The sequence below is a fragment of the Bradyrhizobium sp. B120 genome, assembly GCF_049075665.1.
In the GTDB taxonomy this organism is placed as follows: domain Bacteria; phylum Pseudomonadota; class Alphaproteobacteria; order Rhizobiales; family Xanthobacteraceae; genus Bradyrhizobium.
On the sequence record NZ_CP185242.1, the window covers coordinates 5741045 to 5764088 of the forward strand.

The window sequence follows — 23044 nt, forward strand, 5'->3', positions numbered from 1 at the left end:
GGCTAGAAAGCTGGGTCGCTCACCGTGAAGAAAAAAAGAAAACGCTACCGAATGGTTGAACCCCTTGAGGTTCGCCTGCAGAGATTTGCTGACGAGGCGCGGGCGTCGGCACGCGCAACGCCGGCCGGTAACGAGCGAGATCTCCTGCTAAGAAAGGTCGAGCAGACCGAGAACGCATTGGAAATGAACAGTTCGCTAGGTGGACGTCATGCGCCAAGGTGATGGAACAGATCGGCAGCCAAGGCTCGGCTGGTGGAACGAAACGACCGAAGAAAAATTTGACCGTCGCACTCTCGCGAATATGAATCTTGCACTGGACCGCGTCTGCGAGAATGTTCCCTATGGCGAGGACCATGTCGTCCGGAAACGTGTCGCTGAACAGATCATCAAATGCGCGACGAGCGGCAAGACGGCGCTCGGCGAACTGACCGATGCCGGCCAACGCGCCCTAATCAGCCTCGGCTGCGCGGCTAATAGCGAATCCCGCCGGCGCTAGACTCATTCGTTCGCGCTGAAGAGATCAACGCGGGCGCCGCCGTCCCTCACCGCCACATTGTAGGCGCGTCGTGCAGAGCGTCGCGGCCCGCTTTCCTAAGATCGTCAATCGACCATTCGCCGCTTCTTGCAACGTCCAGTATCCTGGAAGCAACGCGGGTTCGTGTCGATGATTCCAGCACGGGCACCTGTTCGCAAAGTTCTGCGAGGACTGCGCGCAACACCACGGTCGTGTCGGGATCGAACATGGAAGCCCCCTTGAAATCCGAGACCATGTTGGCGCGAACTAGCGATTGCCGACCTTACATATGTTAAGGTTGCGAAAATTTTGGGAGCCATCCCCTCCACGGGGCGGGGCTATCGTCCAACGCGAGCCCTGCTCGCAGGCATTTGCACCATCCATCGCAACCCGTCCGGTGCGAGGTCAGCCTGCACGGTAGCATCGAGCGAACGTGTAACCATCTGGTCGGTGACAAAATGGCCAAAGCCCTTGCGGGTTGACGGTTTTACGGCAGGTCCGCCTGTCTCTTGCCATTCCAATTTAAAGACTTCCGACGCACCATTTCCGCCCACGAAACTCCAACGAAGAACGATCTTTCCGTTCGGTGTTGACAGCGCGCCATACTTCGATGCGTTGGTCGCGAGCTCATGCAGGGCCAGCCCGAGCGTCTGGACGGTTTCGGCGGTCATCGTAACCGGCGCCCCCGCCATCTTGAGCCGCGTGGAGTCGGAGCCAACGAACGGAGCGAGCTGCGCTTCGATCAATCTGTCAATCGAGACGCCTTTCCACTGTTGATCGATGAGCAATGCGTTGGACTGGGCCAATGACTGCACCCGCGCCCCAAACTGCTCCTCGAAGTCAGCCAGAGAGTCGCTGGTGCGCACAGTCTGGCGCGCCATCGCTTGAATGACCGCAAAAAGATTATTGGTGCGGTGCTGAAGTTCCTTCATCAGCACCTGCAGATGATCGTGCTGCTGCTTTTGTTCGCTGACGTTGTTGAACGTCATCACGACGCCGGAGATGACGTTGGCGACGGTGCGGTAGGGCCTTATCCGCATCATGTAGGCCGCGCTCTCGTCTTTCAGATCGAGCTGATGCTCGACGATCTCCAGAGTGCGCTGGACCTTCCTGACGTCCTCGCGGAGTTGATCATAGGAAAGCAGCGACACGATATCGGTCACCGGCCGGCCGCGATCGCCTTCGCGCAGTGAAAACACCTCCCTCGCTGCCGGCGTGAAATTCCGGATGCAGAGTTCGTCGTCGAGAAAGATGGTCGCGATTTGCGTGCTGTCGAGAAGATTCTGCAGGTCGTTGTTGGCTTGCATCAGCAGATCGTTCTTGCCGTGCAGCTCGTTGTTGATGGTTTGGAGCTCCTCGTTGACGGACTGCATTTCCTCCTTGGCCGTTTCCAGTTCCTCATTGGACGATTGCAACTCCTCGTTCACCGACTGAAATTCCTCAGTCACGGACTTCATGTTTTCGATCTGGCTTTCCAGCTCGTCGCTGGTCGCCTGATGTCGGATTTGTAAGGCGTGCAATTCCTGCTGGAGCGCCTCAACGTCCCGTTTGGTGGCCGGCGCATCGTCCTCGGGCACTTGTTCGCCCTGCGGGCGGCTCGGGCGAAACCCTACCACGACAAGGCCGGGCGGCCTGCCCGCTTCGACGATCGGTTCGACGAGGAGGTCGACCAGCTGGCCCCCTTCGACCTTCAAACTCGCTTCTTCAATTGCTTGGCCGGATGAAAAGGCACGCTCTACGGCGTGCCGCACCCGAGTCCGCACGCTCCTCGCCAAATTCGCAAACAAATCCAGGCTCGCGTTGCCCTCCGAAGGCTCGAGATAGCGGCCGGTCTCGCCGCCCGAATACCGCACGATGTTGTGGTGGCGATCGATGACGAAATAGGCTGGAGAGTGCTTCGCCATGACGCGGCGAGCGCTCTTGTCGATCTGATCCTCGATGCGGGCAGTAGCAACTTTGATGGCTGCGCCGCTGCCTGCCTGAGGCAGAAATTCCGGCAACGCCGCCCGCACGCTGTCGTGTCGTTGCAGAATACGATGCTTCTTGTCGGCGGCGCGAAACAGCCGTGATTCTCGGCTGATGCTTTCCGACGGCCCGATAAAGAGATAGCCGCCGGGTCGCAGCGCATAATGGAACGTCTGCATGACGCGGTGCTGAAAGTCGTTGTCCATGTAGATCAGCACGTTGCGGCAGGAGATCAGGTCAATTCTCGAGAATGGAGGATCCCTGACAAGATTGTGCTCGGAGAAGACGCACATTTCGCGAATGGCATGCACCGGAATGTAATCTTCGCCATCCCTCACGAACCAGCGCTGCAGCCGCTCCGGCGACAAGCCATCCATCCGCCGGTACCGCGCCGTACGTGCGAACGTGATGGCTTGTGGATCGATATCTGTTGCAAAGATGGTGACCTTGGCCTCGCTGCGATGGGCCGCGAGCACTTCTTGCAAAAGCACGGCAAGGGAATAGACCTCCTCGCCGGTCGCGCAACCGGCAACCCAGACCCGGATTGGATCGTCGGCGTCTCTCGCTGCGAGCAGCGACGGCAGAAAATTCGCCTTAAGCGCCTCAAACGGCTCTTCGTCGCGGAAAAACTGCGTAACACCGATCAACAACTCACGAAACAGCGCGTCACCCTCTGACGGCTCACGGCGCAGATGTTCAGCATATGCGGGAACGGCTTCGATCTGCAGTATCTGCATTCGGCGTTGTATCCGCCGGATCAGGGTGTTTTGCTTGTAACCGCTGAAATCATGCTTGAGGCGTTTTCGGAGCAGCGCGGTAATCGTGGTCAGGCTTTCGCGGATATCCTCGCGGGCCCCGTCAGCACCCTTCTGCTCCTCGACCTTTGCCAGATAGGCCTGGTGCTCAAGAACCTTCGCCGGCAGGCTCTCGACCGAGGCGACACAATCGACAAGTCCCGTCGCCGCGGCGCTACTCGGCATTCCCATCATGGCGGTTTCGTCGAATTCCGCCTGGGCAAGAGTAAAGCCGCCATATTCCTTGATCGCCTTGACTCCGAGCGACCCGTCACTGCCGACGCCCGACAAGATTATGCCGACCGCGCAATCCTCCTGACTTTCCGCCAGAGATGCGAAAAACGTATCGATCGGGCGGCGATACTCCCGGGGAGGTACCGGCGTCGCAACTCGCAGCACATCGCCTTCGAGCGTAAGCGTCGCATTCGGCGGAATTACATGAATCTGGTTGGGCACCAACACTACGTGATCCTGCGCCTCCACCACTTCCATGGCGGTGTGTGGCCGCAGCAAATCTACCAGCAGGCTATTGTGGTCGGGATCGAGGTGCTGAACCAAGACAAAGGCCATGCCGGTATCGGCAGGCATATGATCGAAGAAACTTCTGAACGCGGTTAGTCCGCCGGCCGATGCCCCAATGCCCACTACGAGCGAGGGCGGACGTCTTCGCGCGAGATTTGCTTTATCGCCGGCAATGTCCGATTGCTTCTCTTCCATGTTTTCCTCGGCCGCGGCAAGGAATTCCGCGCGGTGCAAGCCGCAATGGATCCTGCCCCTTGACGTCCGGTTCCCACACTAAGCCTTTGCTAAACCTGATAGAACAGAAAAGCCAGAGCGAGGCGCAAAGTTCCCGCCAAGACGGCTGCGGCCAGCCAGGTCTTCCGGGCAACGCGAAGCCAGTCCTGAGACAAAACCGGTTCCCTTCCAGATGAAGCGTCGCAGTTGCTCCAACGCCCGGCGATTGCCCTCGGCGACACGCGCCCTATTTGCGGCCGCAGCCTAATCTCATCCTGCTTTGATCTGACACGGGATGTGGACTCATCAACGCGCAGCCACAGCGGCGGGTAACATTCTGGACTTGTGTCGGCTTTCGAACAATTGAGGACGAAGTTAGCGCCTTTTCGATCAAAGCGACGGGCGCAATTGACCCCATCGGCGACATGCGAGGCGAAGTCTGCTATCATGCAACGCGGGTGCGGGGAGTCTAGCTGAACGAGATGGCCCGCATGTTCGACCTCTTGAGTGATGTCTTTGAGACCATCAGGCTCAAAGGAACACTTTATTTCCGTACTGACTATTCGCCACCTTGGGCCATTACCGTTCCGGCATACGAGCAAGCGGCGCGGTTCCATTTTGTGATCCAGGGCTGCTGCCATGTGAGCCTTCCGTCCGGCCGCAATATCGTTCTTGAACCAGGCGATGTCGTATTGATTCCCCGCGGTCGGGGGCATGTCCTTGCCGATCGTCTAGGCCGGGCACCGGCGCCGCTGGAACGCGTGATCCAAGAATCGGGTTACGACGGCAAGGGCGCGTTCGTGATTGGCAAGGGCGACCCTCAGGCCACGACGCAAATGGTTTGTGGTCACCTGGGCTTTTCGCAGGGTGCCGATCATCCGCTGCTTGGCGCATTGCCCGAAGCAATCCTGATAACCCAGCCCGACCGCGGTCGTTATCCGCTGCTTGACGAGACACTGGGCCTGGTTGCGCGGCGAGCATTGAGTGACGAGGTCGGTGCCGCCGCTTCGATCGCGCGTCTGTCGGAAATCTTTTTTATCGAGGCTGTGCGGGCAAGCGTCGAACGTCATCCGCCACTGGCCAACGTCATGACCGCGATGACGGATCTTCATATCGGCCGCTCTCTTGAACTGGTGCACAAAATGCCCGGCGATCCATGGACGGTCGAAACTCTCGCCAAAGCAAGCGGCATGTCGAGGAGTCGCTTCGCGGAGCGGTTTACGGAACTCGTCGGTGTTGCGCCTATGGCTTATGTCACGGAATGGAGATTGCAAAAGGCTTTGGCCAGGCTCGGCAGTTCCAAAGCAAGCGTGAAAGAAGTTGCAGCTCAGGCCGGATACCAATCGGCCGCCTCCTTTGCGCGGGCATTTTCCCAACGCTTTGGAATTCCTCCGACCGATACTCGTGGTCTTGAATCGTCATAAGTTTGCATATCGTCCCAACTGTCTTGCAGACAGTCCGTACTTTGTTCGCGTGTCTTGCTCCTGCCTCCTGCGCGATCCTAGGTGAGTGGTGTTGCGAACAGTCGCCACTCAAACCAAAGGAGTCGATCGTGCAAATCACTCAACAAGCCAACCAGCCCTCTACTCGCTTCGATCCCAGGTTCGTCACCAAGACGCTGCACGCTTACCTGGACTATCCTGTTGCTGCGAGCTTGATCGCCTTGCCCTTCGTACTCGGACTCGGCGGTTCAAATGCTTCGGCAAAATGGATCGCTGTCGTCACTGGCGTGGCGGCGATCGTTTTGACGTTCTTCACGGATCACGGGACGGGCGTCATCCGGATTATCCCGTTCTCATTCCATGTCGCGGTTGATGCTCTCGTCGGCATCATCTTCGTGACGGTGCCGTTTGTCCTCGGCTTTACCGGTCTCGATGCCTGGTACTACTGGGCGAACGGCGGGGCGCTGTTGGCGGTGCTCTGCTTGCAGAAGTCCGACGCGATGCCGATGCGGACCGCAAGCGCTTGAAGTCCACTTGCTCCAACGCTGCAACATTTCCAGCAAAGAGACAGATGACTCGGGAGAAATAACCATGAAGGCAATTGTGGTAACGGACCAGGCTGCGGGAAAGGCCGGGATGAAGCTGGCGGAGCGGCCCAAGCCGCAGGCAGCGATAAACGACGTCGTCGTTCAGGTTCATGCGTCGGGATTCGTCGGGACTGAGCTGGAGTGGCCCTCGACCTGGACCGATCGCCTCGACCGGGATCGAACACCGTCGATCCTCGGGCACGAGCTGGCCGGAGTGGTCACCGCTCTCGGCTACGGCACGACGGGGCTGTCGTTGGGACAGCGAGTGCTCGGCCTCGCCGACTGGTATCGCGACGGCACCCTGGCGGAGTATGTAGCCATGGAGGCACGCAACCTCGCGCCGCTCCCGGGCGACGTCGATTTCACGGTGGGCGCGAGTCTGCCAATCTCGGGCCTCACGGCGTGGCAGGGACTGTTCCAGCACGGCCGCCTTCGGGCGGGCAAGAGCGTCCTCGTGCACGGCGCGGCCGGCGCAGTCGGTTCGATGGTGACGCAGCTCGCACGAGAGTTCGGCGCCCACGTCATCGGCACCGGACGCGCTGCAGACCGTCAGAAGGCGCTCGACTTCGGCGCGCAGGAATTCGTCGACATCGAGAACGACGCCTTGGAAGACGTCGGCGGCGTCGATTTGGTGTTCGATCTCATCGGCGGCGACATCGGGAAGCGATCCGCGCGTCTGGTTCGAGCCGGAGGAACGCTGGTGTGCGTCGTTGGGCCATGCGAGGCACGGCCCGCCGACGGCCAGGCAGTCGACTTCGTTGTCGAGTCTGATCGTGCCCAGCTGAGTGAGATCGTCCAGCGGGTGCGGGACGGACGACTGCGGACGAACATCGGCACCGTGGCGATCCTCGACGATGCCGTCGCTGCTCTCAATCCGACCAAGCGGATCAGCGGGAAGACGATCATCCGCGTTCGTCCCTGAGCGACACACGCCCATTGATCCACGCAGCCGGCTGGCGCGCGTCTCATACAGCGAAAACACTCCCGTACTTCAACCTATCCCTTCACCCACAGGAATCACCATGACCGACGGAATCCCCACGAGCGACGGAATCACCATGACCAATGCCGTCATCGAATGCATCCTGAGCCGCAGCGCCGCCAAGTACTACGACCCCGATGCCACCTTGAGCGACGACCAAATCCGCGAGCTGGTGCGAATCGGCACCACCGCGCCGACGTCCTTTCACTTGCAGAATTGGCGCTTCGTCGCCGTACGTACGTCTGAAGCCAAGGCTCGGTTGCGTCCGATTGCCTGGGATCAGCCTGCGATCACCGAAGCCGCCGTTACCTTCATCGTCTGCGGCCAGTTGGCCGATGCAAGCGTAATACCAGGGCGCCTGGCACCGTTGGTGGAAGCGGGCATCATGCCGGCAAAGATGGTGCCGGATTGGGAGATCCCCGCACGCGATCTGTATATGGAGTACCCCCAGCGCCAACGCGACGAAGCAGTACGCTCCGGCACCTTCGGCGCGGCGGCGATGATCTATGCGGCCCGCTCGCTGGGCCTGGGTTCGACGCCGATGATCGGTTTCGATGCCGAAGCAGTGCACCGCGAGTTCGAACTGGCCGAGGACGAAGTGCCGGTCATGCTGTTGTGCGTGGGGTCGGTCCGTGCGGGAAACTGGCCGCAGAAGCCGCGCCGTCCGGTGGCCGATGTGCTGGAACTCGCATAGTTGCGGAGTCCGGCCTTAGCAGGCGAATTATGGTGACAGTGCACTCAATTCCCGATGATCAATCGTCCTACGACGCGGATAGCTTGGGCCTGCGTTTGCCAAGCGAGTCAATTGAGTGCGCTGTCACCGGTTCGGCTGCAAGGGTGGCTCCCTTAGCTGTCCTCAAGCGTTACCCTGCAGAAGGTCCCCAACCCTTTCGAGCCGCCGTGCGGGATCGAGGGTCGCGAGCATCGAGTTCTTCAGCTGTCTTCCGTTCACTGAATATTCAGCACCTGCTGTGCTTGCAGTTGACGATCAGACTTAATGCAACTCAAAAGATGGTTGCCGGAATCGGCAAGCGGACCGGGGATATGGCTGAGTTTGGACGCAGGCAATACGATACGACCAGCATTCCCTCCGGTGCAGAAACTCCCGACCGGACGAAGTGGCTTGTCTGGGGCGCCGTTGCGATTGCGCTGATCGCAGGCTCCTTCCTGAGCTACAAGGCGTTTTATCAATCTGCCGACCCGCTGCTGAAGCACGAATCCTTTGCGGAGAAATTGCAAAGGCATGCCTCTCTCCAGGAACTGCGGGAAAATTACCCGTCTCTCGATAAGAGGACGATTCCGATCGCTTTTGCCGACAGGATCTACAAGATTCCGCGCAACTATTTGGTGGATCTGGATCGATCAAGTGCTGATCCCAAAGAGACTGCGTTCGAAATTTACGTTCTGCTTCCCAATCTGGAGCCTAGAACGGCGAATAACGCTGGAAGGTTCGCAAAGAGCCCGTTCTACGACGGATACGGAGATCAGGTGAATGCAAGGATGCGCGGTGGGCAGGAGGAACTGGACTGGTCGGAACGGAGGCTTCTATGGAATCGTCGGTGCGAGGAGAAAGGCTCGGGCGCTTTTCGTATGGTCGAGTCCGGATATCAATTATGTGAGGCGGCGAATTCTGATCTGTTCCTAAAGGATACGCCCGAAGGCCCTTTGATTTTCGTTTGCGAGAAGGTCACGGTCAAGAAACCTGACTGCACGATTGCGGATCGGACCGGAGCCGGATGGGGCGTTCTCACCTTGCATTTCAGTCGCAAGTACGTCTACCAGGCCGACGAGATAAGGAAGCGGTTTCGTTCGCTTTTGGATTCGTTCGCCGAAAGGTAGGCTGGGTCTGCACAGGCAACTCATGAAGAATAAGCGGTCGGATTTGCAGCTGGCCGCTGACTCGGACGCGGATGGGTCGATTGCTCGCGGACTTGATTTCGCAGTGAAGCGAGAACCGCTCCTGGTCGATAGCCAACCCAAAGTCTTTCTTTGGAACGAGCCGATAAGATCTTCAGGCACGAAGGATTATTTCCATGTACTTCCTGACCGCCTGTCTAATCGTGGTCGTATTGAGTTTCGGGGTATCGTTTCGTCGCGCTGGAATCTTATCGCGGAACTCCAGGGGGGCTGCCCCGGCCCAGCGGCTCGTAGCGCGGCGGCGGGCGCTTTGGCCCGCACTCTGCGCGCTAATTTGCACGCTGCTGGTTCTGATCGGATTTGATCATGTTCAAGATGAGCTTGGTCTCCCCGCGACGAACGATCTCATGATGCTTGGCGCCTCTTTCTCTGGCGGCTGGTTTCTTGGCACCATCGCCGGGATGGATTGGGATTGAAGCGCGATCAAGGCAACTCGACGCGGTTGACCCGTGGCGGACCTGGGGCCGGTGTTTAGCTAGCTCGACCTTCGTGAGAGCCTGTTCAGGTAAAGACCGCACCACGCGAAGACTACGCCGCAAATAAGCGATGCAATCATAACTGCTCCCTTACCGTATCCCAAACTGACCATGACGAACACGACCGGCAGGAGAGCGACGAACACCACGGGGCGGAGTTTTTTGGATCGCCGAATGCGAGCGTCCATCAGTTGGCGCTGCGCCGGCGTGCTCGTCCGAGTCCACGACCCGACCGTCAGGCGGTTGCGCATGGCCGCGATTGCGACAGCAATGGCCAAGAGTCCGAGCGCTATCGGCAGATCGTGGCGGGGGGCAATGCCAGGGAGATACATCAGAAAGACGATCAGGATGAGCGAACCGGTGAGCGGCGCGCCGATAAGGATGTTCCAGACAAGGGCCTGCATAAAGTCCTCCTGGGTTCCTGTTCTACGGCGTTCAGCCGAAATGCCCGTAAACCCCACAGCTAAAATTTTCAGAGACAGTCGCGCCCGTAGTTTCTTGCGTCATCATTGGGAGCACCGCAACGAACGACGCCGACCTCTATCGAGCGCCGAAAAGGGGATTGGTATCTGAGGGAGCCGCAATAGTTAGCGCCTTGGACGAATTCCGCTGTTGGCCCATCGCGACCAATGCAACCGATCACCCGCCTGTCCGCGGTTAGGTTTCGACCAGACCTTACTGCGACAGGTCCACACTGTCGCGATTGCCCTGTGCAGGGGTGAAACGTCTTGCTCACAACCAGTCGGGGCGCTTCTCTTGGTGCCTTTGCTCGTTGAGCCACGTCTCCGCGCCAATCGCATCGGCGGATTGATCGCCTCTTCTCGGTGCGGCGAATTCGCGTTCAGAGTTCGACCACAGCGCATACAAGATCATCACGATGATCATGCCTAATACAATTGACAGTAACCAGTGGTTTACGACGAAGCCCACGATGCCAAAGATACCAAGGATGGCATACCATAGTCCCCAGACCGCGTAGCCGGCTATCGCTTGCACAATGTCCATTAGCATCTCGCGTAAAGGCGAACGGATAGTGGCGGATCAGGGAGGTCTTCCTGACAGGCCAGCATTCTAGAAGACAGCCACAGATTGCAACACCGAAAGACCGGCTCTCGTGAGGTCCGAGGTCCAGCCTGTGGCCGATTACGATATCGGGAGCGGCAGCTCTTCAAGGCCAACCAGAAGCCTCTGAGTCAGTCGGAATAGGTGGCTTTTGACCCGAAGCGTACAAGGATGCGTTCGCTGCGCCGGTTACGTTTTGCAGCAAAGCAAAGCCACGGGCAAAAAGAATGCTGCCAAAACGGTGCTCGCCTAGAGGCGATTCCGTTTTGGCTCGATCCGGTACGCGTCGCGCTCGATGCCGGCGGCGACCAGCGGCGCCCTGTCGGCGGTGACGGGCGGGGAAAACACGAAGCCCTGCACCAGGTCGCAATCGAGCCCACCGAGCACGTCCACTTCGGCCGGCAATTCGGCGCCCTCCGCCACGACGGTCATGCCGAGCCCGTGCGACAGTGCGATGATGCCGCCGAGCAGCTTGCGCTTCTCCGGCGCGGTGGAAATGCCGTCCACGAAGGCGCGGTCCACCTTCAGCCAGTGGAACGGCAGGCGTGTCAAATAGCCGAGCGAGGAATAGCCCGAGCCGAAATCGTCGAGCGCCAGCCGGACGCCGAGACCGGAGAGCGCCGTCAGCGTGCGGCTGATGCGCTGCTCGGTATGATCCACGAACAGGCTTTCGGTGAGCTCGAGGCAGAGCAGCTTCGCCGGAAAGCCGGTCTCAGCCAACACCGCCGAGACGGCCGCATCGAAATCCACGTTCCAGATCTGCGCCGGCGAGACGTTGACCGAGACGGAGCGCGGCGGCAACCCGGCATCGAGCCAGGCGCGGCCCTGCCGGCAGGCCTCGCGCAGCACCCACAGGCCGAGATCGACGATGAGCCCGGAGCTTTCGGCAATCGGGATGAACTCCGCCGGCGAGATTGGTCCGCGCTCGGGATGGGTCCAGCGCAGCAGCGCCTCGAAACTGGTGACGCGGCCGGTCCTCAGATCCACCTGCGGCTGGTAATGGGCCTCGAGGGTGCCGGCCTCAACCGCGTGGCGCAGATGCCGGCCGAGATCGAGCCGTTGATCGACTGCCTGGGCATAGACCGGCTCGAACAGTTGCGCGCGGCCGCGCCCGGCCTCCTTGGCCATGTAGAGCGCGAGGTCCGCGTTGCGCATGGCAGTCTCCGCCGTCGCCCCATGCGCCGGCAGGCGGGCGATGCCGATGGTGGCGCCGACGAAGGCTTCGCCCTCGGCGAGATCGACGGGGACGGACAGCTTGCCGATGAGCCGATCGGCAAGCCCGGTCAGCGCGGCGTCGGACATGCCGCATCCCTCCGCCAGCACCGCGAATTCGTCGCCGCCGAGCCGGGCGATGAAGGCGCGCGGCCCCAGCTCCCGCCGCAGCGCAGCCGCCACCTGGATCAGCAATTTGTCGCCGGCGGCATGGCCAAGGGAATCGTTGACCTCCTTGAAGCGATCGAGATCGATGAGCAGCAGCGCGGCGCGTCGGTCTTGCCGGGTGCAGCCCTCGATCAGGGCGGCGAGCTGGCGCGTGAACAGCGCGCGATTGGCGAGCCCGGTCAAAGGGTCGGTATAGGCGAGCTGCTCGAGTTGGCGCTCGGCCTCCTTGCGCTCGGTGACGTCCTGCACGGTGCCGATGATGCCGATGACCTTGTCGTGTGCGACCTCCGCCTTGCAGATGACAGCCAGATCGCGGGCCGTGCCGTCCGCGTGCAAGATGCGCAGGTCGGTGGCCTCGGTCCTTCGGGTGCGGACCACCCTCCTCTGCAGGTCCTTGAAGCGGTCGGCGTCGCCGTCCAGGAAATAGGGCCTCATGCTCGCATCGGTCGGTTCGAACGTATCGGGATCGAAGCCGAGCAGCTGGTAGAGCTCGGGCGCCCAGGTCGTGCGGGCGGTGTCCAGGCGGTAGCTCCAGGTGCCGATCTTGCCGAGCCGGTGGGCTTCCTCCAGCGCCCGCGTGCGCTGGTCGAGCAAAGCCTTGGCCGCCCTCAGCTGGGTGATGTCGCTGGACGTGCCGCGATAGCCGAGAAAGCTGCCATCATCGGCGTAGATCGGCTTGCCGCTGGTGCAGATACTGACGCGCGAGCCGTCCTGGCCGATCAGCGTATAAATGAAGTCGCGAAAAGGGCGATGGGCCTCCATGTCGGCCCGGTGCCGCGCCATCGCCTCGCCGTCCTCGGGCGCATAAGCGAGTTCCCAGCGCGCCTTGCCGCCGGACGCCACCGTCTGGAAGGCCGCATTGCCGGCCAGCGATTTGGGATAGGGCAACAGCCGGTGGGCGGCGTCGCTCTCCCAGCACCAATCCGAGGCGGTCGAGACAAAATCGGCCAGCCGTTGCTCGCTCTCCGTCAGGCGCCGCAGCGCGGAGGTCTCCTCCGTGACGTCGCGGACAATGCCGGACACGCGCCGGACCTGACCGCGCGCGTCGAATTCCGGCTCGCCATGCACCACGCAGTCGAGCAGGCTGCCATCGGGACTGCGGAGCCGCGTCCGCACCGCATAGGGTTGCCCCTCCGCCCAGCAGGCCGCGTAGTGCGCCTCCAGAACCTTCCGGCTTTCAGGCAGATAGCGCTCACGCACCGTCGCGATCGGGATGTAGCCGTCGACCGTCTCGAATTCGTGGAAGGCGGCGAGCTCGGGCGATATCCAGAGATCGGTCGCGGAAGCGCTCTGCGACTCCCAGTAGCCCATGCGGGCCAATCTGATGGCGCACCGCAGCGACCGCTCCTCATGCCAGCGGCGGCGCGCTTCCCGGGTCGGGGCCTGCCCTTGCGACAATTTGCGAGCGGCCATCGGTCCCCAACTACAACGCTAGCGCATGCAACCAATACGCTAGCATGGAGCGTCACAACCTTGGAGCGATGGCGACGACAAACCGGGGTTGTTCCGCTTCTTTGGTGTAGTTTCCGTGAATTCCGCAACCGGTACCAAGTGTCCGGACGCGACCTAATCTGAACAATTCGCCACGCTCAAACGCTGCTGGCTCAAAGCCGCACCACGAACCATCGCGGCCGCTTGCGATGCGATGGCTCCGATCACGCGAAGCCGCCGCACCACGCTTCTGCTCAACGGATCCGCACCAGCTCGATATCGAAATCGCCGGCGACGGCGGGTTCGATCTGGCAGCGCGAGATTCCGATATCGCGCAGCGTCCGGTCATCAAGCTGCCGCAGCGTCTTGATCGCCTCGCGGCGCACCCAATAAGTCGCGAGTGCATCGCCCCACACTCGGAGCAATCGGAGCAATCCGCCCACGATACTGGACCGCGTGGGCGATGCGGCAGCGGAGGATATCATCGTCATTGTCATCTCCTTCGGTGCCCAAACGGCAAAGCTATGCCGTTGACGCAAATGCCATTTCGACACCTGCGCCGTCGTAACCTCGGATCGCCTGCGCGCTCCTCGGTGCAATCATGGGCTTGTTCCCTCTTAAATGATCCGGTACATTGCTCGGAGCAAGCAAAACATTGCTCTCGGTGCAATAATGTCGAGGTTCGAATATCTGAAGCTGGCGGATGCGGTGGCCGCCGAGATCGCCAGCGGCGCGCTGAAGGCGGGAGACCGCCTGCCGCCGCAGCGCCATTTCGCCTATGACCGCAACATCGCGGTCTCGACTGCGAGCCGGGTCTACACCGAGCTGTTGCGGCGCGGGCTGGTGGTCGGTGAAGTCGGCCGCGGCACCTTCGTGTCCGGCGAGGCGCGCCGCGGCATCGCCGCTCCGCCCGAGCCGCGCGGCGCCCGCATCGATCTCGAATTCAACTATCCCCTGCTGCCGCATCAGGCGACGATGATCGCCAAGAGCCTCGAAGGGCTGGAGCGGCCCGAAGTGCTCGAGGGCGCGCTGCGGCCGGCGACCAGTTTCGGCACGCGGGCGGCGCGAACCATTTCCGCGGAATTCCTGACGCGCAAGAGCTGGGCGCCGAATCCCGACCAGATCGTGTTCACCGCCAATGGCCGGCAATGCATCGCCTCGGCGCTCGCCGCCGTCGTGCCGCCGGGCGGACGCTGCGGCGTCGAGGCGCTGACCTATCCTTTCGTCAAAGGCATTGCCGCACGGCTCGGCATCGCGCTGGTGCCGCTCGCGATGGACGAGCACGGCGTACGCCCCGACGCGGTGCAGAAGGCGCACCGCGAGGCGCATCTGTCCGCGATCTACATCCAGCCCACGATCCAGAACCCGCTCAGCATCACGATGCCGGCCGAGCGCCGCGCCGAGCTGTTGCGCGTGGTGGAGAAGCTCGGCCTCGTCGTCATCGAGGATGGCGTCTACGGATTCCTCGACGATGAGGTGCCGCTGGCTGCGCTCGCGCCGGACAGCTGCATCGTGCTCGACAGTTTGTCGAAGAAGGTCGCGCCCGGCCTCGCGCTCGGCTTCATCGTCCCGCCGCCGCGGCTGCGCGAAAGCATCATGGCCGCGGTGCGCTCGGGCGGCTGGACCGCATCGGGCTACGCCTTCGCCGCGGGGCAGCGGCTGATGGCCGACGGCACCGCCGCCGAACTGTCACGGCTGAAGCGGATCGACGCCGGCCGCCGCCAGCAGATCGCAGCCAAGCATCTGGCCGATTTCGAGATCCAGACCAACCCGAAATCCTATCATCTGTGGCTGACCTTGCCGCCGCACTGGCGCTCGCAGACCCTGGTCGCGGCCGCGGCGCGACGCGACATCGCGCTGACGCCGTCGACCACCTTCGCCGCCACGCCGGGACACGCACCCAATGCGGTGCGGCTCGCGCTTGCCGCCCCGCCGATGGAGCAACTCGACCTCGGCCTGCGGACCTTGGCGGGAATGCTGAGCGCGACCGAAGAGGATTTTGATTCGACGGAGTGACGTCGCACGCTCACTCCGAAGCGGCGCAGCAGCCCAGAATTGGATACGGGTGGCACGCGCAATCGCAGCACTCGCGGCGAGCTATGTCCAGCAATCCGAGCGCCAAAGCATCAAAAGCCACAGGCCGCATACGTCTTTCTCACGAGACGAAAATGCGCGCCCTCGGCTACGAAATCCACATCCAGGCACTGGTTGCCTCTGCGATATTCCCCGATCACGCCGCACTGCAGATATTCGAGGTTGATCCGCCAGCGCTTCTCTTGCGGTGAGTAGGTCGCAAAGTCGTGCTGCGCGACAGGCGTTCCCTTGCAAATCCCGGCAACGTATTGCCGCACGTCGGGCGGCAGATTGTCGACGTGATTGTGATCAAGCGGATCATGCTTGTTGCCTACGCTGCCCTTGGAAAGCGCCGGGGAGATGATCGAGAGCACAAGGCATAGAGCCAGAATGGGGGTCCGGATTGTCATCTGACACTCCAGCTTGAAGCAAATCGGTCGCCAAGTTTACAGCGCGTTGCTTACAGCCCGCTTACAGTCCGCTCGCGAGAGCAGCCACCTCACTGATTGCGAGCCGGCTTCGGCAAAAGCGCATCGGGCAATTGATCGAAGCCGTAGCGCCGCGGGCGGTTGCGGGTGACGAAGCCGCCGACCTGCCAGGTGAACAGCGCGGCAAAGCCGACCAGGAACAGCGCGCCCATCCAGTTCGCAGCCAGCAGCGCCATCACCAGCAATCCGGTCATGGCCACAGCAAGGCACGCCAGCAGCGCCAGCGCCGCGGTGTATGTCTTCGGCCCGAGGCCTGCGGCCAGCCTGGCCGTGCTGCCCGCGGCCTGCATCCGGCGATGCAACTCGACGATGAAATCGCGGTAGAGATGGCCTTGCGGCGCGACCAGCGTCGCGGTCTGCCAGGTGGTCGACAGGATTGCGATCCTCCCGCCTTTGGCATTGTCGATGTCGGCGCGAAACCGCTGCTGCTGCATCGAGACCGGGCGGTAGGACAGTTTGATGGCGGAGATGTCCTTGTAATCCCACACGCCCGACCTGCCGGCGATCCGCCACGACAGCCCGGCCCCGGTCAGCTCGAACTGGTGCGCCGAGCCGACCAATGAGGCCTTGTAGGCATAGCGCACGGCTGCGCCCTCGCCTGCCTCCGGCCGGTCCTGCAACGTTGTTGGCAATCCGCCGTTCCACCTGTTCAGACACATCCGTGCGCTTGCATGGGATGTCACGCCTATCCTACAAGCGAGCCATGCCCGAGACGACCTATTTTCCGCGTTACCTCATCCTCGGCGGCGCGATGATATCCGGCGTGCTGCTGGCGCTTGCCGTGCACATGCTCGGCGCGCGCTACGGGCTGGATCTCGGCGGCCTGTGGCGCTCCGATACCCACGAATTCATGCCGGCAGGCGCGGCGATCGCCTGGTGGCTGATCGCGAGCGTCGGGTTTTCGGGCGGCTACTTCACCGCCAATCTGATGCACAGCGCGGTGGCCGGCCAGATTCCGCAGCGGATGCGCCAGTTCCTGATCGTCGTCGGCGTGCTGATGCTGGCCGGCGCCGGCCAGGCCGCGGCGGCGCCAAGCACGGTCTCGACCATTTCCGCCGTGCTCGCCGGTCTCGCCGCGCTGTGCCTCGGCGCCGTGATGGCGTTTTGCGGCGCCTATTTTGCCCAACGCAGGAACTAGGCGACCGACCGTTCCGGTACCCGGCGCAGCATCTTGGCGACGTCAGCCGCCGGCCGCGGCGGGCTGAACAGATAGCCCTGCGCCTGCGTGCAGCCTTCCCGACGCAGCAGGTCGAACTGGGTATCGGTCTCGACCCCCTCGGCGGTGGTGACGATGCCGAGACTCTTGCCGAGACCGGTAACCGCGCGCACGATCGCCATCGAGTCCTCGCGCGTCGCAAGGTCGGTCACGAACGAACGGTCGATCTTGATCTTGTCGAACGGGAAGCTGCGCAGATAGCTCAGCGAGGAGTAGCCGGTGCCGAAATCGTCCAGCGAGATCCGGACGCCGAAACCACGCAGCTCGTGCAGCACCGCGAGCGTCGCCTCGCTGTTCTGCAGCAGCACCGATTCGGTAATCTCGAGCTCGAGCCGATCCGCCGACAGGCCCGACGCCTCCAGCGCCGCCTTCACCGACGGCACCAGATTCGGGTTCTTGAACTGCACCGGAGACAGGTTGACGGCGACCGCGATGTCCGCGGGCCATCTCACCGCCTCGGCGCAAGCCTTGCGCAGCACGATCTCGCCCAGCGGCACGATCAGCCCGGTTTCTTCGGCGACCGGAATGAAATTGTTCGGTGCGATCAGCCCGCGCAGCGAATGATTCCAGCGCACCAGCGCCTCGAAGGCGACGACCCGATCGCCCACGACATCGCGGATCGGCTGATAATAGACCTCGAACTCGTCGCGCTGGAGCGCGAGCCGCAGGTCGCGCTCGAGCAGGCGGCGCGCCTGCGCACGCGCATCCATCCCGGTCTCGAAGAACCGATAGGTGCCGCGGCCGTCGGCCTTGGCGCGGTACAGCGCGAGATCGGCCTTTTGCAGCAGCTCGTCGGGATCCTTGCCGTCCTCGGGCGCGAGCGAGATGCCGATGCTGACGCCGATCACGAGCTGATGGCCCCCGATCTCATAGGGTGCGGCGATCCGCTCGACCACCGCGCTTGCCAACGACGACACCACGGACGGCTCGCAATTGCTGCAGAACTGCACGATGGCGAATTCGTCGCCGCCGAGCCGCGCCACGGTGTCGTGCTCGGTCACGCATTCGCCCAGCCGGCGCGCGACCTCACGCAGCAGCGCATCGCCGATCGGATGTCCGAGCGTGTCGTTGATCTCCTTGAAATGATCGAGATCGAGGCAGAGCACCGCCAGCTGGTCGGAGCGCTTGGCCAGTCGCGAAGCCTTCTCGAGCTGCTCACGGAACAGCGTCCGGTTCGGCAGATTGGTCAGCGCGTCATGCCGCGCCATGTGTGAAATCTGTTCCTGGGCCTGCTGCCATTCGGTGATGTCCTCGAAGGTCGCGACCCAGCCGCCACCCTTCATCGGCTGATCGACGACACGAATCGCGCGCTCGTTGCGGCTGACGATCCGCGTCGCGCTGTGGCCAGCCTTTGCTTCGGCGAGCAGCGCGTTGCAGAATTCCTCGGGATCGCCGTCCCACTCGCCGATGCAATGCAAGTCCTGCAGGACGTCGATCAAGAGGCGCCCCTGCAGCGGAACGCGATTGCGCCCCATGATCTCGGTGTAGCGCTCGTTGAACAGCATGATGCGGCCATCGGCATCGAACATGCACAGTCCCTGCGACATGTTCTCGAGCGCGGTATCCAGCACCAGCTTCTGCTTGTGAAGCTCGGTCTTGGCGCGACGATCGAGGATGGAGGCGATCAGCGAGAGGCCGAGGATCGCGAACGCCGCAACCGCGGTCATGAAGGAGAGCACGCGCGGCGAGACCGAGAGTCCGTCGGGGACGATCGTCGGATCCGGGACCAGCGTCACCGCACCCATCCCGGTGAAATGATGCGAGACGATCGCAACCGTCAGAAGACCGGTCGCAGCCGCCGTGGTGCCAAGGCGTTCGCCGCGCGTGGCGACGACCAGAGCAAGCGCGCCAAACAGGCTTCCGAATACGATCGATGCGACGACGATGCCGGGCGACCAGACGATGCGCGCTGGCAGTTCCAGCCCCAGCATGCCGGTGTAATGCATCGCCGCGACACCGACGCCGACGATCGCGCCACCGGCGGCGACCGTCTGCCAGCGTTCGTTGAGCGTTGCGACCGCCAGGCCGACGGCCAGGATCGCAACCGCGAGCACCAGCGACAGCAGCGTGATCGGAATGTTGTATCCGGCCTCGATGCCGGGATCGTACGCCAGCATGGCGACGAAATGGGTGGCCCAGATGCCGCAACCGCCGACCGCCGCATCAAGACCGATCCAGATCTCGCGGGCGCGGCCCTCTGCGGCGCGAGCGCGGTGAAACAGGCTGATCGCGACAGCGCTGGCGAGCAGACAGATCACGCCACCGAGGACGACCAACCGCCAGTCATGTTCCAGGGTGAGACAGGTAAAAACGCGATACATTATAGGCCCCATTTATGGACCCATAAAAACAGGCGCATTCGTGTACGAACGGTAACCGCACCGCAACAAGGCTTCACGCATGGTGAAAAAGCCTTGAATGCACGCGAGACAATCGGGGAAAACCGCAATCCGCTGACGCAGTTCGTCTCAGCCGCGCAGCCCGGGCACCAGTTCGGCCCCGGTCTCGACCTTGAGCGACGAGCCGGCGAAATCGCTTCCGATCGGCTGGCAGCTGCCACCGAGATGCCTGGCGAGGAACGCTTCGGTGACGCCATAGAAGGCAAGCCGGTTTTCCGGCCGCACGAAACCGTGCCCTTCGTCAGCGAATGTGATGTAGGTCACGGGCACGCCGCGCTGCTTGAGCGCGTTGACCATCTGCTCGGACTCGGCCGCCACAACCCTGACGTCACGCATGCCCTGCGCGATCAGGATCGGCTTCACGGCACGGTCGATATGAGTCAGCGGCGAACGTTCGACCAGGAACGCGCGACCCGTCTCGGTGTCGGGATCGCCGAGCCGGTTTTTCCAGACGCTGATCCACGGGCCCCAATAGGGCGGGATCGTCGCCATGAAGGTGACGAGATTGGAGATGCCGAACAGATCGACGATGCAGGCGAACACGTCGGGCGTCTTGGTCGCGGCGACCAGCGCCGAATAGCCGCCATAGCTGCCGCCGAAGAAGCCGACGCGCTTCGGATCGGCGATGCCCTGCGCGATCGCCCAATCGACCGCATCGATCAGGTCGTCATGCATCTTGCCGCCCCATTCGTGGTCGGCGGCGGTGATGAAGGCTTTGCCGAAGCCGGTCGAGCCGCGGTAGTTGACGGCAAGCACCGCATAGCCCCGGTTGGCGAGCCATTGATGGACCGGGCTGAACCCCCAGGTGTCGCGGTAATACGGCCCGCCATGGATCACCAGCACCAGCGGCACCGGGCCGGCGGCGGCTTCGACCGGCCGGGTCAAATAGCCGTTGAGACGCAGGCCATCGCGCGAGGGGATCACGACCGGCTCGAGCTTGCGCAACGCGAGACCGTCAAGCGCACGGTGCTGGGTGTAGAGCTTGCGCACCTCGCGCGTCTTGCGGTCGAGCAGCGCGAATTCGCCGCTCTCGGTGTCGCGCTCGAAATGGATCGTGCCGAGCCGAAGATCGTCGCTGTTACTGACAAAGCTGATATCGCCCGCGCCATAGCGGCTGAGATCGGCGAGGTCGTTGGCGACGCTTTGATCGACGGCGTGCCAGCGCATCCGGTCCGTGATCGCAAGCGCCGCCAGTGGCCGGCGGTTCTCGTCGAAGATCGCCCGCACGATGTCGGCATCGTCATCGGCGGCAAGCAGCGTGGTCTGGCGCGTCGCCATGTCGAGGGCGAACAACGCCGCTTTGTCGCGGCCGCGTGAATCGATCAGGTACAGCGTCTTGCCGTCGGTGCTGAAATCCAGCAGCTGGGTCGTGTCGGTCTCGGCGATCGGCACCGTCATGAACGGAGCCCAGCTGCCGTCGGGACGGCGCTCGAACATCTCGGCGGAGCCGTCTGCGATCAGGCGCGATGCCAGCCGAAGCTGGAACGTGCTGTCGGTGATCAGCCCGGTGTAATCGTGGTTCTCGTAGACGAGTTCGCTGGCGCCGGTCACGAGGTTGACGCGGTACATGTCGAAGTAGCGCTTGTCGCGCTGGTTGTGCCGCAGCAGCATCTCCTCGGGAAACTTGCGATCGGACTCCTGCAGGAAGGCCTTGACGCCGGTCTCCGGCGTCAACGGCACGATCTTTCCGTCGGCGATGTCGACGCTGGCGGCACGCCAATTCTCGTCGCCGTCGCGCTCGCGGAAGAACACCACGTGGCGGTTGGTGTGCGCCCAGCGATAGCCGTTCGAGATGTTGCGATCGGTGACGCGGGTCACCGGCCGCGCCGCCTTGAGATCGGACAGCGGGGTGACCCAGAGGTTGTTCACGCCGTCGAGCGGCGCGACATAGGACAGCTGCGTCCCGTCCGGGCTCAGACGCACATTGATGTAATCGGGATTGTCGAAGAACACCCTGCGCGCGATCAGGCCGGGCGCCTCGCCGCGGGCCGGACCGATCAGGTTGGCAAATGGCAGCGAGGCGCCGAGCATGGCGGCGCGGCGCAGCAACAGACGACGGTCGATTGGCGCAGGCATCTGATCAGCCCCCTCGGCGACAGTCCCCGATCGCGCAAAGTTAGATGCCGCCCCGCGACCGCGCAACGACGGCCTCGCTCATTGCCGCGCTTGTGATGATGCGCTGATCCAGATCAGCGCGGCGGCGGCAAGCAATACGCCGGCGGAGATCACGAGTGCCGCATGCAGGCCGGCGATGAAGGCCGCGGGCCGGCCGACCATCGAGCCGAACAGCGCGACACCCAGCACGCTGCCGGTCTGCCGGGTCGCGTTCAGCACCCCGGCCGCGATCCCGGCATGCTGCGGCTCGGCACTGCCGAGCAGCGCCGATGTCAGGGGCGGCACCAGCAGGCCCAGGCCGCCGCTGATTGCCAGCAGTTGCGGGCAGATCGCGAGATAGCCGGTGCCGGCACCGATGAACAGCATCGCCAGACATCCGGCGGCCGAGATCGCGGCGCCGAGCGCGATCGTCCGCGGCGAGCCGATCCGCTCGGCGAGATGCGGCGCGATCAAATTGGCGGGCAGCACGGCGCCGAGCATCGGCACGAAGGCGAGGCCGGTGGCGAACGCCGACAGCCCGTTGACCTGCTGGAAGTAGAGGCTGAGCACGAAGATCAGCCCGTAGAACGCAACGTTCACCAGCAGGCCGACCATCGAGGTCAGGGCAAACATCCTGTTGCCGAACAGCGAGAGCGGCAGCATCGGCTGCGCCGTGCGCGCCTCATGCCAGACGAACAGCACGGAGAAGACGGTCGCCAGAGCGAAGCCTGCGACGACGAACGGGCTATCCCAGCCGAGCGCGCCGCCTTCGATGAGCGCGCCGGCCAGCGTGCCGAGCGCGGCGATCGCCGCAATTTGTCCCGGCAGATCGAGCCGGTGCTGGGGATGGCGCGTGGTTTCGCCGGCAAAGCGCCAGGCGAGCCACAGCCCGGCCAGGCCGATCGGCAGATTGACCAGGAAGATCGCACGCCAGCCGACCAGCGTGATCAGCCCGCCGCCGACGAACGGGCCGGCGGTCAGCGCAAGGCTCGCGCCTGCGGCCCAGACGCCGACCGCGCGTCCGCGCGCCTTCTCGTCCGCATAGGCGTGGCGAAGCAGCGCGAGCGAGTTCGGCACCAGGATGGCCGCGGCCAGCCCCTGCACGCAGCGCCCGGCGATCAGCGTCACGGCATCAGGCGCGACGGCGCACCCAACCGATGCCGCGGTGAAGATGGCAAAGCCGGCCATGAAAATGCGCTTGGCGCCGATCCGGTCGCCGAGCGCGCCTGCGGTCAGGATGAAGGCGGCAAACGCGATGGTGTAGGCGCTGACCACCCATTGCAGCTCGGCGACGCCGCCGCCGAGCGAGCCGCCGATGGCGTTGAGCGCCGTGTTGACGATGGTGACGTCGAGCTGCACGACGCCGTAACCGAGACTCATCGCGGCGAGCGTCAACGTCGCCGCAAGCCCGGTCGACGGCTGATGCGACGCCGCGCGCTGGTCCGGCACGCGCCGGAGGTTCAGGGATGTCTGTTGCATGGTCTTGACC

The 23044-nt window shown here is 63.0% G+C and carries 20 protein-coding genes; 9 read left to right on the forward strand and 11 right to left on the reverse strand.

The annotated features are described in order from the left end of the window. Positions 1-208: 208 nt before the first annotated feature. Entirely contained in the window at positions 209-496 is a 288-nt protein-coding gene (locus tag ACOIX3_RS26770; RefSeq protein WP_420964995.1) for a hypothetical protein, read from the forward strand. Between the two features lie 46 nt (positions 497-542). Here ACOIX3_RS26770 and ACOIX3_RS26775 read toward each other — a convergent pair whose 3' ends face one another. Both ACOIX3_RS26775 and ACOIX3_RS26780 read right to left on the reverse strand, forming a co-directional pair. Further along, complete coding sequence (locus tag ACOIX3_RS26775) at positions 543-743, reverse strand: hypothetical protein (RefSeq protein WP_420964996.1); 201 nt, start codon at positions 741-743, stop codon at positions 543-545. Between the two features lie 109 nt (positions 744-852). Continuing rightward, the gene (locus ACOIX3_RS26780) at positions 853-3990 is read right to left on the reverse strand and encodes a CheR family methyltransferase (protein WP_420964997.1); all 3138 of its coding nucleotides are present in this window, start codon (positions 3988-3990) and stop codon (positions 853-855) included. A 509-nt stretch (positions 3991-4499) separates the two neighbouring features. Here ACOIX3_RS26780 and ACOIX3_RS26785 point away from each other — a divergent pair. The 6 genes from ACOIX3_RS26785 to ACOIX3_RS26810 all read left to right on the forward strand — a co-directional run bounded on the left by ACOIX3_RS26785 (position 4500) and on the right by ACOIX3_RS26810 (position 9352). After that, the gene (locus ACOIX3_RS26785; RefSeq protein ID WP_420964999.1) at positions 4500-5432 is read left to right on the forward strand and encodes an AraC family transcriptional regulator; all 933 of its coding nucleotides are present in this window, start codon (positions 4500-4502) and stop codon (positions 5430-5432) included. 128 nt (positions 5433-5560) lie between these two features. Next, positions 5561-5977 carry an SPW repeat domain-containing protein gene (locus ACOIX3_RS26790; RefSeq protein ID WP_420965000.1) on the forward strand — a complete coding sequence of 139 codons (417 nt, stop codon included), beginning with the start codon at positions 5561-5563 and terminating at the stop codon, positions 5975-5977. A 64-nt stretch (positions 5978-6041) separates the two neighbouring features. Continuing rightward, entirely contained in the window at positions 6042-6959 is a 918-nt protein-coding gene (locus ACOIX3_RS26795; protein ID WP_420965001.1) for an NADP-dependent oxidoreductase, read from the forward strand. Between the two features lie 100 nt (positions 6960-7059). Beyond that, positions 7060-7713, forward strand: coding sequence for a nitroreductase family protein (locus ACOIX3_RS26800; RefSeq protein WP_420965002.1), 654 nt, complete (start codon positions 7060-7062; stop codon positions 7711-7713). A 29-nt stretch (positions 7714-7742) separates the two neighbouring features. After that, positions 7743-8858 (forward strand): hypothetical protein, encoded by a 1116-nt coding sequence (locus ACOIX3_RS26805; RefSeq protein WP_420965003.1) that lies wholly within the window; start codon positions 7743-7745, stop codon positions 8856-8858. A 194-nt stretch (positions 8859-9052) separates the two neighbouring features. Further along, a complete protein-coding gene (locus ACOIX3_RS26810) occupies positions 9053-9352 on the forward strand; it encodes a hypothetical protein (RefSeq protein ID WP_420965004.1) in 300 nt (99 codons plus the stop codon). A gap of 59 nt (positions 9353-9411) precedes the next feature. On the opposite strand, the gene ACOIX3_RS26815 is transcribed toward ACOIX3_RS26810, so the two are convergent. From ACOIX3_RS26815 to ACOIX3_RS26830, 4 genes are all read right to left on the reverse strand, one after another. Then, positions 9412-9816, reverse strand: coding sequence for a hypothetical protein (locus ACOIX3_RS26815; protein ID WP_420965005.1), 405 nt, complete (start codon positions 9814-9816; stop codon positions 9412-9414). A gap of 328 nt (positions 9817-10144) precedes the next feature. Continuing rightward, positions 10145-10417: a hypothetical protein gene (locus ACOIX3_RS26820; protein ID WP_420965006.1), complete on the reverse strand. Its 273-nt coding sequence runs from the start codon at positions 10415-10417 to the stop codon at positions 10145-10147. 306 nt (positions 10418-10723) lie between these two features. Then, positions 10724-13165, reverse strand: coding sequence for an EAL domain-containing protein (locus tag ACOIX3_RS26825; protein WP_420965007.1), 2442 nt, complete (start codon positions 13163-13165; stop codon positions 10724-10726). Between the two features lie 374 nt (positions 13166-13539). Next, a complete protein-coding gene (locus ACOIX3_RS26830; protein ID WP_420965009.1) occupies positions 13540-13776 on the reverse strand; it encodes a DUF1127 domain-containing protein in 237 nt (78 codons plus the stop codon). Between the two features lie 181 nt (positions 13777-13957). On the opposite strand from ACOIX3_RS26830, the gene ACOIX3_RS26835 reads away from it, so the two are divergent. Further along, on the forward strand, positions 13958-15301 hold the full coding sequence (locus ACOIX3_RS26835; RefSeq protein ID WP_420965010.1) for a PLP-dependent aminotransferase family protein: 1344 nt from the start codon (positions 13958-13960) through the stop codon (positions 15299-15301). A gap of 110 nt (positions 15302-15411) precedes the next feature. On the opposite strand, the gene ACOIX3_RS26840 is transcribed toward ACOIX3_RS26835, so the two are convergent. Both ACOIX3_RS26840 and ACOIX3_RS26845 read right to left on the reverse strand, forming a co-directional pair. Beyond that, entirely contained in the window at positions 15412-15768 is a 357-nt protein-coding gene (locus tag ACOIX3_RS26840; protein ID WP_420965011.1) for a hypothetical protein, read from the reverse strand. Between the two features lie 89 nt (positions 15769-15857). Further along, positions 15858-16466: a hypothetical protein gene (locus tag ACOIX3_RS26845; protein WP_420971800.1), complete on the reverse strand. Its 609-nt coding sequence runs from the start codon at positions 16464-16466 to the stop codon at positions 15858-15860. Positions 16467-16549: 83 nt separating this feature from the next. Here ACOIX3_RS26845 and ACOIX3_RS26850 point away from each other — a divergent pair, with 83 nt between their 5' ends. Then, positions 16550-16984, forward strand: a complete 435-nt coding sequence (locus ACOIX3_RS26850; RefSeq protein ID WP_092115447.1) for a hypothetical protein — start codon at positions 16550-16552, stop codon at positions 16982-16984. Here ACOIX3_RS26850 and ACOIX3_RS26855 read toward each other — a convergent pair. From ACOIX3_RS26855 to ACOIX3_RS26865, 3 genes are all read right to left on the reverse strand, one after another. Next, positions 16981-19383, reverse strand: a complete 2403-nt coding sequence (locus ACOIX3_RS26855) for an EAL domain-containing protein (RefSeq protein WP_420965012.1) — start codon at positions 19381-19383, stop codon at positions 16981-16983. The genes ACOIX3_RS26850 and ACOIX3_RS26855 overlap by 4 nt on opposite strands. Before the next feature lie 147 nt (positions 19384-19530). After that, positions 19531-21537 carry a S9 family peptidase gene (locus tag ACOIX3_RS26860; protein ID WP_420965013.1) on the reverse strand — a complete coding sequence of 669 codons (2007 nt, stop codon included), beginning with the start codon at positions 21535-21537 and terminating at the stop codon, positions 19531-19533. Between the two features lie 78 nt (positions 21538-21615). Continuing rightward, a complete protein-coding gene (locus tag ACOIX3_RS26865; protein ID WP_420965014.1) occupies positions 21616-23034 on the reverse strand; it encodes an MFS transporter in 1419 nt (472 codons plus the stop codon). Positions 23035-23044 lie beyond the last annotated feature (10 nt).

What these genes read in the sequence shown, in the direction of transcription:
- ACOIX3_RS26855 (WP_420965012.1), bottom strand. Translation starts at nt 19,383, where the DNA reads ATGTATCGCGTTTTTACCTGTCTCACCCTGGAACATGACTGGCGGTTG.
- ACOIX3_RS26815 (WP_420965005.1), bottom strand. Translation starts at nt 9,816, where the DNA reads ATGCAGGCCCTTGTCTGGAACATCCTTATCGGCGCGCCGCTCACCGGT.
- ACOIX3_RS26770 (WP_420964995.1), top strand. Translation starts at nt 209, where the DNA reads ATGCGCCAAGGTGATGGAACAGATCGGCAGCCAAGGCTCGGCTGGTGG.
- ACOIX3_RS26805 (WP_420965003.1), top strand. Translation starts at nt 7,743, where the DNA reads ATGGTGACAGTGCACTCAATTCCCGATGATCAATCGTCCTACGACGCG.
- ACOIX3_RS26800 (WP_420965002.1), top strand. Translation starts at nt 7,060, where the DNA reads ATGACCGACGGAATCCCCACGAGCGACGGAATCACCATGACCAATGCC.
- ACOIX3_RS26795 (WP_420965001.1), top strand. Translation starts at nt 6,042, where the DNA reads ATGAAGGCAATTGTGGTAACGGACCAGGCTGCGGGAAAGGCCGGGATG.
- ACOIX3_RS26820 (WP_420965006.1), bottom strand. Translation starts at nt 10,417, where the DNA reads ATGGACATTGTGCAAGCGATAGCCGGCTACGCGGTCTGGGGACTATGG.
- ACOIX3_RS26775 (WP_420964996.1), bottom strand. Translation starts at nt 743, where the DNA reads ATGTTCGATCCCGACACGACCGTGGTGTTGCGCGCAGTCCTCGCAGAA.
- ACOIX3_RS26825 (WP_420965007.1), bottom strand. Translation starts at nt 13,165, where the DNA reads ATGGGCTACTGGGAGTCGCAGAGCGCTTCCGCGACCGATCTCTGGATA.
- ACOIX3_RS26780 (WP_420964997.1), bottom strand. Translation starts at nt 3,990, where the DNA reads ATGGAAGAGAAGCAATCGGACATTGCCGGCGATAAAGCAAATCTCGCG.
- ACOIX3_RS26860 (WP_420965013.1), bottom strand. Translation starts at nt 21,537, where the DNA reads ATGCCTGCGCCAATCGACCGTCGTCTGTTGCTGCGCCGCGCCGCCATG.
- ACOIX3_RS26865 (WP_420965014.1), bottom strand. Translation starts at nt 23,034, where the DNA reads ATGCAACAGACATCCCTGAACCTCCGGCGCGTGCCGGACCAGCGCGCG.
- ACOIX3_RS26850 (WP_092115447.1), top strand. Translation starts at nt 16,550, where the DNA reads ATGCCCGAGACGACCTATTTTCCGCGTTACCTCATCCTCGGCGGCGCG.
- ACOIX3_RS26840 (WP_420965011.1), bottom strand. Translation starts at nt 15,768, where the DNA reads ATGACAATCCGGACCCCCATTCTGGCTCTATGCCTTGTGCTCTCGATC.
- ACOIX3_RS26785 (WP_420964999.1), top strand. Translation starts at nt 4,500, where the DNA reads ATGTTCGACCTCTTGAGTGATGTCTTTGAGACCATCAGGCTCAAAGGA.
- ACOIX3_RS26830 (WP_420965009.1), bottom strand. Translation starts at nt 13,776, where the DNA reads ATGACGATGATATCCTCCGCTGCCGCATCGCCCACGCGGTCCAGTATC.
- ACOIX3_RS26810 (WP_420965004.1), top strand. Translation starts at nt 9,053, where the DNA reads ATGTACTTCCTGACCGCCTGTCTAATCGTGGTCGTATTGAGTTTCGGG.
- ACOIX3_RS26835 (WP_420965010.1), top strand. Translation starts at nt 13,958, where the DNA reads ATGTCGAGGTTCGAATATCTGAAGCTGGCGGATGCGGTGGCCGCCGAG.